This is a genomic window from Pseudomonas sp. PS01297, from assembly GCF_029959305.1.
In the GTDB taxonomy this organism is placed as follows: Bacteria; Pseudomonadota; Gammaproteobacteria; order Pseudomonadales; family Pseudomonadaceae; genus Aquipseudomonas; species Aquipseudomonas helleri.
In genome coordinates this window covers 26639-41465 of the sequence record NZ_JASCPQ010000044.1, presented here as the reverse complement: position 1 = coordinate 41465, position 14827 = coordinate 26639, and the positions used below count along the sequence as shown (strand labels likewise).

At 59.9% G+C, this 14827-nt stretch carries 12 protein-coding genes and 1 pseudogene; 8 read left to right on the top strand and 5 right to left on the bottom strand.

The features are described from left to right. Positions 1–96 precede the first annotated feature (96 nt). Entirely contained in the window at positions 97–585 is a 489-nt protein-coding gene (locus tag QMX84_RS14725; RefSeq protein ID WP_003437842.1) for an Lrp/AsnC ligand binding domain-containing protein, read from the bottom strand. 156 nt (positions 586–741) lie between these two features. Here QMX84_RS14725 and dadA point away from each other — a divergent pair, with 156 nt between their 5' ends. The 6 genes from dadA to QMX84_RS14695 all read left to right on the top strand — a co-directional run bounded on the left by dadA (position 742) and on the right by QMX84_RS14695 (position 6904). After that, entirely contained in the window at positions 742–2043 is a 1302-nt protein-coding gene (dadA, locus tag QMX84_RS14720) for a D-amino acid dehydrogenase (protein ID WP_262126062.1), read from the top strand. Then, positions 2015–2368: a RidA family protein gene (locus QMX84_RS14715; protein WP_262126061.1), complete on the top strand. Its 354-nt coding sequence runs from the start codon at positions 2015–2017 to the stop codon at positions 2366–2368. Before dadA ends, QMX84_RS14715 begins: the two co-directional genes overlap by 29 nt. A 101-nt stretch (positions 2369–2469) precedes the next feature. Continuing rightward, positions 2470–3543: an alanine racemase gene (gene alr, locus QMX84_RS14710; protein ID WP_282364140.1), complete on the top strand. Its 1074-nt coding sequence runs from the start codon at positions 2470–2472 to the stop codon at positions 3541–3543. A gap of 126 nt (positions 3544–3669) precedes the next feature. Continuing rightward, a complete protein-coding gene (locus tag QMX84_RS14705) occupies positions 3670–4218 on the top strand; it encodes a cupin domain-containing protein (RefSeq protein WP_048372525.1) in 549 nt (182 codons plus the stop codon). 180 nt (positions 4219–4398) lie between these two features. Further along, positions 4399–4815 (top strand): c-type cytochrome, encoded by a 417-nt coding sequence (locus tag QMX84_RS14700; protein ID WP_048387143.1) that lies wholly within the window; start codon positions 4399–4401, stop codon positions 4813–4815. A gap of 157 nt (positions 4816–4972) precedes the next feature. Further along, positions 4973–6904: an acetyl-CoA hydrolase/transferase C-terminal domain-containing protein gene (locus QMX84_RS14695; RefSeq protein WP_282364139.1), complete on the top strand. Its 1932-nt coding sequence runs from the start codon at positions 4973–4975 to the stop codon at positions 6902–6904. Positions 6905–7019: 115 nt separating this feature from the next. Here the strand turns inward: QMX84_RS14695 and QMX84_RS14690 are convergent, their stop codons facing one another. Both QMX84_RS14690 and rep read right to left on the bottom strand, forming a co-directional pair. Continuing rightward, positions 7020–7592 (bottom strand): xanthine phosphoribosyltransferase, encoded by a 573-nt coding sequence (locus QMX84_RS14690; RefSeq protein WP_048372530.1) that lies wholly within the window; start codon positions 7590–7592, stop codon positions 7020–7022. Between the two features lie 56 nt (positions 7593–7648). Beyond that, positions 7649–9658, bottom strand: a complete 2010-nt coding sequence (gene rep, locus QMX84_RS14685; protein ID WP_262126058.1) for a DNA helicase Rep — start codon at positions 9656–9658, stop codon at positions 7649–7651. A gap of 261 nt (positions 9659–9919) precedes the next feature. Between rep and QMX84_RS14680 the strand changes: the two genes are divergently transcribed. Further along, complete coding sequence (locus tag QMX84_RS14680; protein WP_262126057.1) at positions 9920–11590, top strand: bifunctional diguanylate cyclase/phosphodiesterase; 1671 nt, start codon at positions 9920–9922, stop codon at positions 11588–11590. Between the two features lie 60 nt (positions 11591–11650). On the opposite strand, the gene QMX84_RS14675 is transcribed toward QMX84_RS14680, so the two are convergent. Then, positions 11651–13021: a NorM family multidrug efflux MATE transporter gene (locus QMX84_RS14675; protein WP_282364138.1), complete on the bottom strand. Its 1371-nt coding sequence runs from the start codon at positions 13019–13021 to the stop codon at positions 11651–11653. A gap of 152 nt (positions 13022–13173) precedes the next feature. Between QMX84_RS14675 and QMX84_RS14670 the strand changes: the two genes are divergently transcribed. After that, the gene (locus QMX84_RS14670; protein WP_282364137.1) at positions 13174–14094 is read left to right on the top strand and encodes a LysR substrate-binding domain-containing protein; all 921 of its coding nucleotides are present in this window, start codon (positions 13174–13176) and stop codon (positions 14092–14094) included. 11 nt (positions 14095–14105) lie between these two features. Here the strand turns inward: QMX84_RS14670 and QMX84_RS14665 are convergent. Next, a pseudogene (locus tag QMX84_RS14665) lies at positions 14106–14678 on the bottom strand (ATP-binding protein); the annotation flags it as partial. Positions 14679–14827 lie beyond the last annotated feature (149 nt).

Genomic DNA, 14827 nt, shown 5'->3' with positions numbered 1-14827 from the left:
GATCAGCGCTTCTGACCCAAAACCCCTGTAGGAGCGAGCTTGCCTCGCGATCTTTTGACCGTTAAATGATCGCGAGGCAAGCTCGCTCCTACCGTCTCAATCCGGGATCGGCAGGTTCAGGCTTTCTTTCACTTCTTCCATCACGATGTAGCTCTTGGACTCCCGCACGTGAGGCAGCTTGAGCAATATGTCGCCCAGCAGTTTGCGGTACGAGGCCATTTCGCTGATCCGCGCCTTGACCAAATAGTCGAAGTCACCGGACACCAGATGACACTCCAGCACATGGGGCAGTTTCAGAACGGCGCGTCGGAATTCTTCAAACGTGTCGCCAGATTTGTAGTCGAGGCTGATTTCGACAAACACCAGCAAACTGCCCTGCAAGTGCTGCGGGTTGAGCCTGGCGTTGTAGCCCATGATGATCCCTTCGCGTTCCAGCCTGCGTACGCGCTCGGTGCAGGGCGTGGTCGACAGCCCGACTTTCTCGCCCAGCTCGGTAAACGAGATGCGCCCGTCGGCCTGCAGAATGCGCAAAATATTGCGGTCGATCTTGTCTAATTCACGCTTTGTTTGGTGATTTGTGCGCATAGGAGATTCTCCTTTGTCAAAAGCGTTTTGGCCGAGAATTGTCGCCAAATATAGCTGGTTATACAGTGAAACTCACTGGCTAAAGCTTCTTATACTGCGCGCATCTTCGCTTTGAATAATAAACGTCTGCGGCGGGCCGCGATGAGGGATAAAAATATGCGCGTTATGGTATTGGGTGGCGGCGTGATTGGCACAGCCAGCGCCTATTATCTGGCCCGAGCCGGGTTCGACGTGGTCGTGGTAGACCGTCAGCCTGCCGTGGCAATGGAAACCAGCTTTGCCAACGCCGGCCAGGTTTCGCCTGGCTATGCCTCACCGTGGGCCGCGCCGGGCGTGCCGCTCAAAGCCATCAAGTGGCTGATGGAGCGCCACGCACCGTTGGCGATCAAGGCCACTGGCGACATCGACCAATACCTGTGGATGGCGCAGATGCTGCGCAACTGCACCGCCAGTCGTTATGCCGTGAACAAAGAGCGCATGGTGCGTCTGTCCGAGTACAGCCGTGACTGCCTCGATGAACTGCGCGCAGAAACCGGCATTGCCTACGAGGCCCGCAACCTCGGTACCACGCAACTGTTCCGCACCCAGGCGCAACTGGACGGCGCGGCCAAAGACATCGCCGTCCTCAAAGAGTCGGGCGTGCCGTTTGAGCTGCTCGACCGTGAAGGCATCGCCCGCGTTGAACCGGCGCTGGCCAGCGTCACCAACATTCTGTCCGGCGCCTTGCGCCTGCCGAATGACCAAACCGGCGACTGCCAGATGTTTACCACCCGCCTGGCTGAAATGGCCATTCAACTGGGTGTCGAATTCCGCTTCGGCCAGGACATTCAGCGCCTGGACTACGCAGGCGATCGCATCAATGGCGTGATGATCGACGGCAAGCTCGAAACCGCTGACCGCTACGTGCTGGCCCTGGGCAGCTACTCGCCACAAATGCTCAAGCCGCTGGGCATCAAGGCGCCGGTTTACCCGCTCAAGGGTTACTCGCTGACCATCCCGATCACCAACCCGGCCATGGCCCCGACCTCGACCATTCTGGACGAAACCTTCAAGATCGCGATCACCCGTTTCGACAACCGCATTCGCGTCGGCGGCATGGCTGAAATCGCCGGCTTTGACCTGTCGCTGAAGCCACAACGGCGCGAAACCCTGGAACTGTGCGTCAACGACCTTTACCCTCAGGGCGGCGACTTGAGCCAGGCCAGTTTCTGGACCGGCCTGCGCCCGGCCACCCCGGACGGCACACCGATTGTGGGCGCGACCCCGTTCAAAAACCTGTTCCTGAACACCGGTCATGGCACACTCGGCTGGACCATGGCCTGCGGCTCTGGTCGCTTCCTCGCTGACGTGATGGCCAAAAAGACCCCACAAATCAGCGCCGAAGGCCTCGATATTTCTCGTTACGGCAACCACCAGGAGACTGCAAAACATGGCAATCCAGCGCCAGCTCACCAATGACCGCATGAGCCAGATCGTGGCTCATAACGGCACCGTTTATCTGTCCGGGCAAGTCGGCGACGACATGAACGCAGGGGTTGAGCAGCAGACCCGCGAAACCCTGGCAAACATCGAGCGTTTGCTGGACCTGGCAGGCACCGACAAAAGCCACATTCTGTCGGTGACCATCTACCTCAAAGACATTAATGCAGACTTCGCGGGCATGAACAGTGTGTGGGACAAGTGGCTGCCAAAAGGCGTGCAACCGGCCCGCGCCACCGTAGAAGCCAAACTGTGCGAACCCGAGATTCTGGTGGAGTTGTCGGTGGTGGCCGCACTGCCATAACGTCACCGTCGCCAAGCAAAGTCCCTCTTGCGGTGCGGTACGCGGTTAACGCTGCGGTACGCACCGCTTTTTTATTCAACTGCCGTTAGAAGCCTGCCGCCATGCGCCCAGCCCGTGCCCTGATCGACCTTCAAGCCCTGCGACACAACTACCAACTGGCCCGTGAAGTGACGGGGGCCAAAGCCCTCGCGGTGATCAAGGCCGATGCCTACGGCCACGGCGCCGTGCGTTGCGCCCAAGCCCTGGAAGCCGAGGCCGATGGTTTCGCGGTGGCCTGTATCGAAGAAGCACTGGAACTGCGCGCCGCCGGTATTCGCGCGCCGATTCTGCTGCTCGAAGGTTTTTTTGAAGCCGATGAACTGCCGCTGATCGTCGAACATGACTTTTGGTGCGTCGTGCATTCGCTGTGGCAACTCGATGCTATCGAGCAGGCCACACTGGCCAAGCCGATTCAGGTGTGGCTCAAGCTCGACACCGGCATGCACCGCGTCGGCCTGCACCCAAGCGAGTACAAAAGCGCTTACCAACGCCTGCAAGCCAGCGACAAAGTCGCGAAGATCGTGCTGATGAGCCACTTCGCCCGCGCCGATGAACTGGACAGTCTGCGCAGCGTCGAGCAGGTGGCTGTGTTCCTGGCGGCCCGTGACGACTTATCTGCCGAAGTCAGCCTGCGCAACTCACCTGCCATTCTGGGCTGGCCAAGCGTGCCGAGCGACTGGGTGCGCCCCGGCCTGATGCTCTACGGTGCTACCCCCTTTGAACAAGACCACCCACTGGCCGCACGCCTGCAACCGGTGATGACCGTGGAGTCCAAAGTCATTTGCGTACGCGAACTGCCCGCCGGTGAACCGGTGGGCTATGGCGCAAAATTCATCACCCCGAAACCGATGCGCATCGGCGTCGTCGCCATGGGTTATGCCGACGGCTACCCGCGTCATGCACCGACCGGCACGCCGGTACTGGTGGCCGGCCAGCGCAGCCAATTGCTCGGCCGGGTGTCGATGGACATGCTGTGCATCGACCTCACGGATGTGCCCGACGCCGGTCTGGGTTCGACCGTTGAGTTGTGGGGCAAAAACATTCTTGCCAGCGAACTCGCGGAAAAAGCTGAAACCATTCCCTACCAAATTTTTTGCAACCTGAAACGAGTGCCACGGCTCTATTCCGGGAGCTGATGGGTTGTATGCAAAATGCAGGGCCGACCGGGCTCTCAGGTTTCAAGTCAAAGTGTTGTAAATACTGAACACTATCGCCATGATGGCGCCATCTTGACCTGAATCTGATCCCTGGAGGCTCCTGCATTGGACGTCGGTGAACGACTGCAATCCATCCGCAAAATCAAAGGTTTGTCACAGCGCGAGCTTGCCAAGCGCGCCGGCGTGACCAACAGCACCATTTCGATGATCGAAAAGAACAGCGTGAGCCCGTCCATAAGCTCCCTGAGAAAAGTGCTGAGTGGCATTCCCATGTCTATGGTGGAGTTTTTTTCCGAAGAGATCCTTCAGGAAAAACCGACCCAGATTGTCTACAAAGCCAATGAGCTGATCGACATCTCAGATGGTGCGGTGACCATGAAACTGGTCGGCCGGGCGCATCCGAGCCGGGCCATTGCCTTCCTCAACGAAATCTATCCACCGGGCGCTGACACCGGGGATGAAATGCTGACCCACGAAGGCGAAGAAACCGGGATCCTCGTCGAGGGCCGCCTGGAGTTGACTGTCGGTCTGGAGACGTTCGTGCTGGAAGCCGGTGACAGCTACTACTTCGAGAGCTCGAAACCGCACCGTTTCCGCAACCCGTTCGACGTAGCGGCGCGACTAATCAGCGCAGCCACCCCCGCGAACTTCTAAGCAAAGCGGCGCCCTGCACAGCTCTGGCGGCGCCCGCAACGTTCATCGGCCATGCCTATTCCCCTTCTAAAATTAGGGTTGTTTCAGTGCGTCTGGCTAATCGGTATACTTTCGCCGCCTGCAAAACCGTGGTTGTGGGCGTGAATAGCCACCATTGAGGGTGTACGCGTGAACCTAATTATGAAAATGCTGGCCGTACCAGCAACAGTATTGGCCCTTTGGGCTGCCAACGCCCAGGCCACAACGTCGGCTGATGAGATCGCAAAACGCCTGGAGCCTGTGGGTAAAGTCTGCATTCAGGGCCAGGAGTGTGCCGCGGGTGGAGGTGGCGCGACCGCAGCCGCGAGCGGGGGCGGCATGAGCCCCGATGACGTGATTGCCAAACACTGCACCGCCTGCCACAGCATCGGCCTGCTGGAAGCGCCAAAAATCGGCGACACCGCCGCCTGGAAAGCCCGCGCCGACAAAGAAGGCGGCCTGGATGGCCTCTTGGCCAAGGCGATTACCGGGCTCAACGCCATGCCGCCAAAAGGCACCTGCGGCGAATGCAGCGACGCTGAGCTTAAAGCCGCGATCCAGAAAATGTCCGGCCTGTAACTCCCCGCCGTCTCTTACCTCGCGATGTTTTGATGGTTTAAAAGATCGCGAGGCAAGCTCGCTCCTACAGTTTGAAACCGTTTGCGCCTTGCTCTTTGCAACCAACTCCGGTCACTCTCGGTCTATTCGCTAGACACGCAAGTTCCTGGAGGATCCGATGGTGCAATCCTGTTCGATCGAGCGCGCAGTCGATGAAGCACTGGCTCGGCTGCCCACCCACATCCACCTGGGCTTGCCCCTGGGCCTGGGCAAAGCCAATCGCTTTGTGAACGCGCTGTATCAGCGAATCAAGCAACTGCCCGAACGCCAACTAACGATCTACACCGCCTTGAGCCTGGGCCGCCCGGCGCTGGGCGACGGCTTGCAAAAGCGCTTTCTGCAACCGTTTGTAGAGCGCGTGTTTGGCGACTATATCGAGCTGGATTACCTCGCCGACCTGCACCGCGACAGCCTGCCACCCAACATCAACGTCGAGCAGTTTTTCATGCAGCCGGGCAGCCTGCTCAACAGCCCACCGGCGCAACAGGACTACGTCAGCAGCAACTACAGCCACGCCGCCCGCGACATCAACGCCAACGGCTTGAACCTAGTGGCGCAACTGGTGGCCCGCAATCCGCAGGCCCCGGATCGCCTGAGCCTGAGCTGCAACCCGGACATCACCCTCGATCTGCTGCCGATGATCGCCAAGCGCCGTGAGGCGGGCGAAACCATCCTGCTGCTCGGCCAGGTCCACAGCGACTTGCCCTACATGCCCGGCGACTCAGAACTCGATGCAGACGCTTTCGACCTGCTGATCGACGACGAAGAGCGCACTACGCTGTTTTCTACGCCCAGCATGCCGGTCAACCTGCAAGACCACTTTATTGGCCACCATGCCAGCACCTTGATCCGTGACGGCGGCACCCTGCAAATCGGCATCGGCTCCATGGGTGATGCGCTGACCGCCTCGCTGCTCGCACGCCAGGCGGACAGCGAAGGCTACCGTGCTTTGCTCGACGACCTGGACATCAGCCCGTGGCGCAGCCTGATTGAGCGCGAAGGCGGGGTCGAGCCCTTCGCCCAGGGCCTGTATGGCTGCAGCGAAATGTTTGTGCACGGGCTGATGGTGCTGGTCGACGCCGGCATTGTGCGGCGCAAGGTGTACCCCGATGTCGAACGCCAGACCCAAGCCAACGCAGGCACCCTCGACGAAAGCCTGCACACCGATGGCATCAGCGTGCACGGCGGTTTTCTGCTGGGGCCGCAGGAGTTTTATCAGCGCTTGAACGAACTGCCCCACAGCAAGCGCGCCGAATTCAACATGACCGCCATCAGCTATATCAACGAGCTGTATGGCCAAGAAACGCTGAAGCGCCTGCAACGCCGCGATGCCCGCTTTGTGAACAGCGCGTTCACTGCGACCTTGCTGGGCGCCGGGGTGGCGGATCAGTTGCAAGACGGGCGTGTGCTCAGCGGAGTAGGGGGGCAATACAACTTTGTCGCGCAGGCCCATGCGCTGCACGATGCACGCTCGGTGATCATCTTGCGAAGTTGGCGCGAGTCGGGCGGCGATGTCAGCTCCAACATCGTCTGGGAGTACGGCCACTGTACGATCCCGCGCCATTTGCGCGACATCGTGGTTACTGAATACGGCATTGCCGACTTGCGCGGCAAAACCGACCGGCATGTGATCGAGGCGCTGCTCAACATCACCGACTCACGTTTCCAGACCGAACTGATCGCCCAGGCACAGCAGGTGGGCAAACTGCCCAAAGACTTTCAACTGCAACCGCGCTTTGCCGACAACAGCCCGGAACGCTTGCAGGCGATTGCTGCCCGCCATCCGCACTTATTCCCGGAGTACCCGCTGGGCAGCGATTTCAGCGCCCAGGAGCAAGACTTGCTGCGCGCCTTGAACTGGCTCAAGAGCAAATTCAAGCTCACGCAGCTCTACCAACTCGGCAAGGCCACGCTTGAAGCGCCGTCGCCGCAGGCGTTCCCCGACCATCTGGCGCGCATGCAACTCACAGATCCGGACGGGCTGCGCGAAGAGGTGTATCAGCGCGTGCTGCTGGCGGGGTTGCAGGCTACTGCAAAAGCCAACCCCTGAACGTTGTAGCCGCTGCCGCAGGCTGCGATGGGCAGCGCAGCGGCCCCGGCTTTAAAAGCGAAGGTCCTGCGGCCCTTATCGCAGCCTGCGGCAGCGGCTACACAGATCGGGGGAGTTACTCGATAAACGTCACTTGGCCGTCGGCCAGGGATTTAACCCGTGCCAGGGACTCAACGCGGTAGCCCTGCGAGTCCAGCTCGGCACGGCCGCCCTGGAACGACTTCTCGATCACGATGCCCAGGCCAGCCACGGTGGCGCCGGCTTGCTTGATGATCGAAATCAGCGCCTGGGACGCTTTGCCGTTCGCCAGGAAGTCATCGATGACCAGCACGCGGTCGGTGCTTTTCAGGTGACGCGGCGAGATGGCCACGGTGCTTTCAGTTTGCTTGGTGAACGAGTACACCGTCGCGGTCAGCAGGTTTTCAGTCAGGGTCAGGGACTGGTGCTTGCGTGCAAAGATCACCGGAACGCCCAGGTTCAGGCCGGTCATCACCGCCGGGGCAATGCCCGAGGCTTCGATGGTCACGATCTTGGTGATGCCCGCATCAGCGAACAAACGCGCGAACTCATCGCCGATTTCTTTCATCAGCTGTGGATCGATCTGGTGGTTCAAAAAGGCATCAACCTTCAAAACCTGATCGGAAAGCACGATGCCTTCTTCGCGAATTTTCTTGTGCAGTGCTTCCAACGTAACGTCCTCAAATAGCGCCTATGCGCTGAAGGTAGAGTAAAAAGTAGTCGATTTTAGCGTTTTAACATCGCGCGTATATCGGCCAATGCCGTATTTCCGCGAACCGCTTTCACTTCGGTGGGGGTGTCGTCATTGCCTTCCCAGGCCAGATCGTCCGGCGGCAACTCATCGAGGAAGCGGCTCGGCGCGCAATCAATGATTTCGCCGTACTGCTTGCGCTTGGCTGCAAAGGTAAACGCCAGCGTCTGACGGGCGCGGGTAATGCCCACGTAGGCCAGTCGGCGTTCTTCCTCGATGGTGTCGGCTTCGATGCTGGAACGGTGCGGCAGGATCTCTTCTTCCATGCCCATGATGAACACGTAGGGGAATTCCAGACCTTTGGAAGCGTGCAGCGTCATCATCTGCACGCCTTCGGCGCCGTCTTCCTCTTCTTGCTGGCGCTCGAGCATGTCGCGCAACACCAGCTTGCCGATGGCTTCTTCGACGGTCATGGCGCCGTCTTCGTCTTTCTCAAGGGTGTTTTTCAACGCCTCGACCAAAAACCAGACGTTGGACATGCGGTAATCCGCAGCCTTTTCGCTGGAGCTGTTGGTGCGCAGCCAGTTCTCGTAGTCGATGTCCATGATCATGCTGCGCAGCGCGGCAATCGGGTCTTCGCCCGCGCATTGTTCACGCACGCGGTCCATGAACCGTTTAAAACGGGCCAGGCGGTCGGTGAACCGGCTGTCCAGATGCTCGCCCAGACCGATTTCATCGGTGGCCGCGTACATCGAGATTTTGCGCTCGGTGGCGTAGTTACCGAGTTTTTCCAGCGTAGTCGAGCCGATCTCACGCCGTGGGACGTTGATCACCCGCAAGAAGGCGTTGTCGTCGTCCGGGTTTACAATCAGCCGGAAGTAGGCCATCAGGTCTTTCACCTCCTGACGCCCGAAGAAGCTGTTACCGCCTGACAGGCGGTAAGGGATCTGGTGGTGCTGCAACTTCAGCTCAATCAGTTTTGCCTGATAGTTGCCGCGATACAGAATCGCGAAATCGCTGTAAGGCCGGTCTGTGCGCAGGTGCAGGGTCAAAATCTCGACCGCCACGCGCTCGGCTTCGGCGTCTTCGTTGCGGCAACGAATCACGCGAATTTCATCGCCGTGGCCCATCTCACTCCACAGCTGCTTCTCGAAGGCGTGCGGGTTGTTCGAAATCAGCACGTTGGCGCAGCGCAGAATACGGCTGGTGGAGCGATAGTTTTGCTCCAGCATCACCACTTTCAGGGACGGGTAATCGTCCTTGAGCAGCATCAGGTTTTCCGGGCGGGCGCCGCGCCAGGCGTAGATCGACTGGTCATCATCGCCTACCACAGTGAACTGGTTGCGGCTGCCGATCAGGTACTTGACCAGCAAATACTGGCTGGCGTTGGTGTCCTGGTATTCGTCTACCAGCAGGTAGCGCACTTTGTTCTGCCACTTTTCGAGGATGTCGGCATGCTCTTCAAAGAGCTTTACCGGCAGCAGGATCAGGTCGTCAAAGTCCACAGCGTTGTAGGCTTTGAGCGTGCGCTGGTAGTGGGTGTAGACGATGGCCGCCGTCTGTTCCTTGGGGTTGCGCGCATTTTCCAGGGCTTGGGGCGGCAGGATCAGGTCGTTTTTCCACGAGCCGATCATGTTCTTGATTTCGTCGACCCCGTCATCACCCGAGTATTCCTTTTGCATGATGTCGGTCATCAGCGCCTTGACGTCGGCCTCGTCAAAGATCGAAAAGCCTGGCTTGTAGCCCAGCCGCACGTGCTCCTTGCGGATGATGTTCAGCCCCAGGTTGTGGAACGTGCTGACCGTCAGGCCTCGGCCCTCACCTTTTTTGAGCAGCGTGCCCACGCGCTCTTTCATCTCGCGCGCCGCCTTGTTAGTAAAGGTCATGGCGACGATGTACTGGGCACGGATGCCGCAGTTCTGAATAAGGTGCGCGATTTTTCGGGTAATCACGCTGGTTTTGCCGGAGCCTGCACCGGCGAGCACCAAAAGAGGGCCGCCGACGTAGCTCACGGCTTCTTGCTGCCGGGGATTGAGTCGGGACATGACGAAATTAAAGATCGCTTGCAAAAAGGGCGGGCATTTTAACAGGCTGAGCAGATATTGCTGCCACTCTGCGACAGTGTGACGTAGCCCTCTATCTAAATTTGCCGCTTTTGCTACTTTGCCGCAGGATACCTGACCGTTTAAGTCAGTCGTTCGATAAGCGTTTGCTGGGTGTATTTGATAACGGGTGTCATTTGCCATTACGTAATGGCACGTCATAATGCCCATCGCCTGAATTTATGCAGAGTCTAGGGAGCTAGCTTGTCTACGCCTGTCGAACCCTTGCGTTTGCTGCTACTGGCCAAAGAGCCGACTTGGGCAGCGTTATTGCGCGAGTGTCTGGCGCCCATGGGAAACGCGGTCCTGTTGATATGTGCCCCGAACTGGGAATCGGTCAGCTTCCTGTTCGAAAACACACACAACGCGCTGCTGCTCACCACCCCAGCCCTGCAACCTGCGGCAGGTCGATGTCGTTTATCCACAGTTTTGTTGCTGGAAGCCGAGCCCGACACCCCGCCGCAGGGTGTCAGCGACTGGTGGGTCCGCCCCACCCTGACCACCGATGTGCTGCGCCGCAGCCTGCGCCATGTGCATGAGCGTGGCGTGCTCGAACAGACGCTGCACCGCCTGGCCAAAGAAGACCCCTTGACCGGCATCGCCAACCGCCAGGGCTTTCAAACCTTGCTCGCCGTGCGGCTGGCTGAAAATGATGGCCACGGCCTCGCGCTGGGGCATCTGGACCTCGATAACTTTCGCCATGCCAACGATGCCTTGGGGCATCAGGCCGGCGACCGCCTGATCCTGCAAGTGGTGGCGCGCCTTAAAAGCCGGCTCGAAGCGTGCGATCAGTTGGCCCGTTTGGGCAGCGACGAATTCGCCTTACTGATCGATACCCGCCGCGCCCCTGAGCGCGCGGCCTGGATGGCTGAACGCATTACCGAAGTGATGGCCGAGTCGTACTGGATCGACGGCGAAAGCCTGTTGATCGGCTGCAGCCTGGGCATCGCCCATGCGCGCGCCAACGCGGGTGCCGACCCGTTGATGTGGCACGCGCACATTGCCATGCAGCAGGCCAAAAGCACCCAGGGCTGCACGTATCACGTGTTCGATGAACGCATTAACCGCAACGCCCGCAGCCTCGCCGACCTCGAAGGCGAGTTGCGCCGCGCCTTGCGCCGTGACGAACTGGAATTGCACTACCAGCCACGCCTGGACCTGGACACCGGCCATATTGTCGGGCTCGAAGCCTTGGTGCGCTGGCGCCATGGCGATCGCGGCCTGCTGGCGCCCAGCGAATTCGTGCCATTAGCCGAGCAGAGCGGGCTGATTGTACCGCTGGGCTACTGGGTTATTTCGCGCGCGCTGCGCGACATGCAAGTGCTGCGTGAAAACGGCTGGTCGGCCTTGCACATGGCCATCAACTTGTCGTTTCGCCAATTCCAGGACAGCAAGCTGCTGATCACGCTCAGCCGCTTGATCGCCGAGCACGGAATCGACGCCCGCTGGTTGGAGTTTGAACTGACCGAAACTGCCGTCATGCGCCGCAGTGACATGGTCAAGCAGACCATGGACGCCTTGGGGCGTCTGGGCGTGCGCTTCTCACTGGACGACTTCGGCACCGGCTTCTCATCGTTTGTGCACCTCAACAGCCTGCCGATTGCCCTGCTAAAGATCGACAAAAGCTTTGTCGGCGGCATGGAAGACCGCGAAGAAAACCGCAAACTGGTCCACGCCATGCTCAACCTGGCGCAGAACCTCAACCTGCAAGTGGTCGCCGAAGGCGTAGAAACCCGCGCGCAACTGGCACTCTTGCGCGACTTTGGCTGCGATCAAGTGCAAGGCTTTCTGATCAGCAAACCGCTGCCCATGCCTGAACTGATCCCGTTTTTGACGGCGGCCCACACCGCCTCGACGTCGAAGGCAGTCCTGTAGGAGCTTACCTCGCGATCTTTTAAACGATCAAAAGATCGCGAGGCAAGCTCGCTCCTACGGTCAGGCCGCGCTGCGCTTGAGCATGCGCCGCATCTTCCATTCGAAGGCCAATGTCAGGCCCACCGAGGCAAACGCCAGGCCCATAGCCAAGCCCCACCACACGCCTGTCGGGCCCCAGCCGAAGGTAAAGGCCATGAGCCAAGCGGTCGGGGCGCCGATCACCCAGTAGCAGAACAGGCCAACCAAGAAGGTGGTCTTGGCATCCTTGAGCCCACGGATCGCGCCCATGGCGATGGTTTGCGTGCCATCAAACAACTCAAACCAGGCCGCCACTGCCAGCAGGCTGACCGCCAGTTCAAAGACGGGCCGGAAGGCCGGGTCGCTGTGGTCCAGAAACAGGCCGATCAACTCGCTCGGCCAGAACCAGAACACCACCGAAAACCCCAGCATCACCGCAGCACCAAAGCCAATGCCAACCCGGCCCGCCAGACGCGCACGCAGCAAATCCGCGGCGCCGTAATGCTGGCCGATGCGCATGGTGATCGCGTAAGACATCCCGGCCGGCACCATGAACGCCACCGAGACGATCTGCAAAGCGATCTGGTGAGCCGCCAATTGCGTACTGCCCATGGTGCCCATGCACAGCGCCGCGAAGGCAAACAGCCCGACCTCAACCGCGTACGTGCCGCCAATCGGCAGACCGAGGCGCCACAATTCGCGCAGGTAAGTCAGATTGATCCGCGACAGGCCTTGGCGAATCGGATACGCGTCGTAGGCCGGGTGGCGGCTGATATGCCAGCCCAGGCCCAATGCCATGCAGGTCGCAACAATCGCCGTAACCAGACCAATGCCCATCAAGCCCAGCTTGGGCAGGCCGAACATCCCGGTAATCAGCGCGTAATTGAGCAAGAAGTTGGCCACGGTACCGATCAGGCTGATGACCATCACCGGCGTCGCCCGCCCCATGGCGCTGGTAAAGCCGCGCAAGGCCATGAAGGTCATGTAGCCGGGCAACGCCAGCGGCAGCAGGAGCAAAAATTGCCCGGCGGCCTCAACGTTGGTCGGGGTCTGGCCGAACAGCAGCAACAGCGGCTTGATGTTCCACAACATCAGCGCACCGACCAGCGCCAGCGCCCAGGCCAGCCACAAGCCGGCTTGGGTCAAGCGGGTCGCGCCTTCGATGTCACCCGCACCCTGGCGAATCGACACCAGCGTGCCGACCGCCGCAATCACACCAATGCAGAAAATCGACACAAACGAATAGGTCGCCGCCCCCAGGCTGCCACCGGCCAAGGCCTCCGGGCTCAGGCGCGCCATCATCAGGGTGTCGGTCAGCACCATCAGCATGTGCGCCAACTGCGAGGCAATCAGCGGCCCGGCCAGCCGCAAAATGGCCCAGAGTTCGATACGTACTGGATGCTGTTTGGTCATCGGTCAGATTTCTTTGTGTGCGTTGAAAGGCTTGATTCTCGGCGTGTTGAGTGTTTTAAGCAAAAGGATAAAAAAGATAAGTGGCATGACTAATACTCATGCTACTTAGCGTATTTTCAGTCTTTGTTTGTCGCGCAATAGGAATAATCCTCATGTCTCGTAGCCTTCCTCCGCTTTATGCCTTGCGCGCTTTCGAGGCAGCGGCTCGACACAGTTCGTTTACCCGTGCGGGCGAAGAGCTGTCGATCACCCAAAGCGCCGTCAGCCGACATATCAAAACCCTTGAGGCGCATTTTGCCTGCCGACTGTTTCAACGTAATGGCCGCACCTTGCAACTCACCGAAGCTGCGCGCCTGTTACTGCCGGGGGTGCGGGAAGGTTTCGCGGCGCTGGAGCGAGCCTGTACGACCTTGCGCGCCGAAGATGACACCTTGCGCATGAAGGCGCCTTCGACCCTGACCATGCGCTGGCTGCTGGCCCGCCTGAGCCGCTTTCGCCATTTGCAGGCGGGCAACGAAGTGCAACTGACCAGCGCCTGGATGGACATTGACCATGTGGACTTCAATCAGGAGCCTTTCGACTGCGCGGTATTACTGGGCAACGGCCACTTCCCGCCGGACTGGGAGGCCACGTTGCTGTTTGCCGAAATGCTGATCCCGGTAGGCGCGCCCAACCTGCTGGACGAACATCCCTGGGACGCAAAGCGGCTTGCTGGCACCGAACTGTTGCACCCCACGCCAGACCGTCGGGACTGGCGGCGCTGGCTCGACTGCATGGGCCTCAGCGGCCAGGTCTCGCTCAAGGGCGGTCAGGTGTTCGACACGCTGGAACTGGGCATGATCGCCGCTGCACGCGGCTACGGAATTTCCATGGGCGACTTGCTGATGGTGGCCGAAGACGTCGCCCAAAACCGCTTGAGCCTGCCATTCCCCACGGCCGTGGCCAGCGGTGAAAACTACTATTTGGTCTGGCCCAAAACCCGGCCCGGCGGCGAGCGCTTGCGCCGCCTGAGTGACTTTTTACTGCATGAAGTGGCGGTGATGGAGTTACCGGCGGTGGAGCAACGGCAGTAAAACCGTAACACTCAACCGCTGGCCGGGCGGTACTGCAACGCCTCCGCCAGGTGCTTGCGCTCAATGGATTCAACCTGCTCCAGATCCGCCAATGTGCGCGCCACTTTCAATAAGCGGTGCGCGGCCCTGAGTGACAAGGTCATGCGTTCGCACGCGGTTTCCAGCCAGGTGTTGTCCACGTCACTCAGGGTGCATTGGGCTCTCACGCCGGGCAGGTCGAGAAACGCATTGGTACAGCCCTGGCGTTGCAACTGGCGCTCGCGCGCCGCCGCGACGAGTGCTGCGGCGTTGGCGGTGGTGTCTGCCGAGGCGAGCGGGGGGTTGAGCGCGGTGGTTTCACGGGCCACGGTCAGGTGCAAATCGATGCGGTCGAGCAGCGGCCCGGAGAGTTTGTTGCGGTAGCGCTGGACCTGTTCCGGGGTGCAGCGGCAACGCCCCGTCGGCTCCCCCAGATAACCGCACGGGCAGGGATTCATGGCAGCGACCAGCTGAAAACGCGCCGGAAAACGCATGCGGTCACGCGCACGGGCGATCACTATAAACCCAGATTCAAAAGGGTAGTCTTTTCTCACACTTTGAAAAACGGAATTGTCCGGGCCAAAGGCTCATGCTTTTTTGATTGAGGTGGTTTGATGTGCGGGGACTTGTACCCGTGCAGAAAAGCAGCGGAGCGGGGTCATGGACAGGTTGATTATGGAAAGCAGTCAGGGGAGGATGCGTAAGGCACAACGCC